Source organism: Streptomyces sp. NPDC005574 (assembly GCF_040605435.1).
Classification (GTDB): Bacteria; Actinomycetota; Actinomycetes; order Streptomycetales; family Streptomycetaceae; genus Streptomyces.
This window is the reverse complement of the sequence record NZ_JBEXCW010000287.1, coordinates 1-1,820: the sequence shown is the minus strand read 5'-3', so window position 1 is coordinate 1,820 and position 1,820 is coordinate 1. Positions and strand designations below refer to the sequence as shown.

Below are 1,820 nucleotides of genomic sequence, written 5' to 3'. Positions count from 1 at the left end.
CCCGCCCACCACGGCCTGAACCACCGTCACCACCACGGCCAGACACGTCCCGAACCGGCTCACAACCCCGAACGCTCGCCCAACCTGACAATGCCATGATGAGACATGGCCGCGCGGGCCAGTTTGATCTTCACACACCAGACAACTCGCGCGGCCTTCCCCATGTCCCCGTACGTGACCAAGATCAATCGCGGGGCAGCCCGTAAGTAGGACTTACTCAAGGCAGCATCGGTTGGCCGCTGGTCAAGTGGAAAGCAGGGAGGAGAAGCGTATTGCCGTTGCAGGACTTACAGCGACGTCCGATACATTAGCAGGCTGCAACACTGACCGTCCTTCGATGATTCGCCGAAAATGGCACGGGGCGTTCGTGGTAGCCGGGTGGGTCGATCACCAAGCCCGGCGGACTTGGTCAGAAAGCTACGGAGAACGATGTGATGGCAATAAACGGAGCTGCGATAGACAGCCGTGACGCAGACGACAATCAACTGCTTTTCGGTGGCTGCACCGATTTCGATGCAGGCACGGAACTCATGGAGATGTTGTATCGGGAGCATGCCCCAGCACTCAGGGCTCGAGTGCTAAGACTTGTAGCTGGGGATCAACAGCGTGCTGAAGATGTAGTGCAAGAAACGATGCTGCGCGCGTGGAAGCATAAAACCCGACTACGCCGGGGAGACGGTTCGCTGCGGCCGTGGCTGGTGACTGTGGCGAAGCGGATAGCCATTGACGGATACCGTAGTCGGCAGGAGTGGCGGGATGCCGGACCGGAGATCCTCGAGGATCTTCCTGCAGCCGAAGAGATCGATCGGACTCTGACGCTGATGGTGCTATATGATGCTCTGGCGGCACTGTCCCCGCCCCATAGGGAAGTACTGGTCGAAACCTACTTCAAGGGAGTAACCCACATCGATGCAGCCAACAGGCTAGGCATACCCAGCGGAACGGTTCGCTCTCGCGTCTTTTATGCCTTGCGATCCATGAAGTTGCTGCTTGAAGAGCGAGGTGTTTTCAACGTCACCTAAATCGTGACTACTGCGATGCCCTTCAGGCAAAGTTACAAAGCATGCCGCGTTACTTCGGCGAACTTCTGCGAGTCGACGGCTTTGCGAACGTTCAGGACGTCCCTGTGCTGCCGTAAAGTTTAGCAGACGAGGCCCGAAGAGCTGACCTGACGCCCACTGGAAGATTCCGCCTGGAACCATGCGGGCCTCGCTGAGCTCAAAATGTGTCATCCTGCCCTCGTCTGCACCCGTCACGGTGGTAAGGGGCGCAGAACAGACCACCGCCGTAGTCCCAGATCAGCAGAGACTTGCCGATAATGCTGCGATACCGGGTCCGTCGGCAGTCGGGCATTGCGTCACCGCGGGATCAATACTCAGGCCGGTTCCAGCGAGACATCCATCGACCACATCAGGGGGGTACTGGATCTGCTTGAGTCGGCGTTTCACTGTGCGAGCGATCTGGCCGAGGTCGGCCGCAGCGAGGTTGCCGAAGGCGCGCATTAACCAGCGACCAGACATCCTCCTGCGGTTTGAGGGTGTTGTCAGGTTGAGTGGAGGTCTTCTCCGGTGGCGTGATCATCCGATCGGTTGGATCGCCGGAGGGGCTGCTCGTGGACACGCCGTCGTACCGGGGTTTTCGCTTCCCGCCGGAGATCATCAGCCACTGCGTGTGGCTGTACCACCGATTCAACCTGAGCCTGCGCGACGTCGAGGAGCTGATGCTTGGAACGCGGCATCGAGGTGTCCTACGAGACCATCCACCAGTGGACCCGCCGGTTCGGGCCGGCCTACGCCGCGGCGCTGCGCCGCCGGCAACCC

General features: G+C 59.9%; 1 protein-coding gene and 1 pseudogene. Both read left to right on the top strand.

Annotated features, from left to right (window positions below):
- Positions 1 to 434 precede the first annotated feature (434 nt).
- Complete coding sequence (locus tag ABZT03_RS44180) at positions 435 to 1,022, top strand: sigma-70 family RNA polymerase sigma factor (RefSeq protein WP_356049956.1); 588 nt, start codon at positions 435 to 437, stop codon at positions 1,020 to 1,022.
- A 590-nt stretch (positions 1,023 to 1,612) separates the two neighbouring features.
- Positions 1,613 to 1,820 (top strand): annotated as a pseudogene (locus tag ABZT03_RS44175) (IS6 family transposase); the annotation flags it as partial.

Coding starts and splice junctions, on each gene's coding strand:
- ABZT03_RS44180 (WP_356049956.1), top strand. CDS start 435: ATGGCAATAAACGGAGCTGCGATAGACAGCCGTGACGCAGACGACAAT.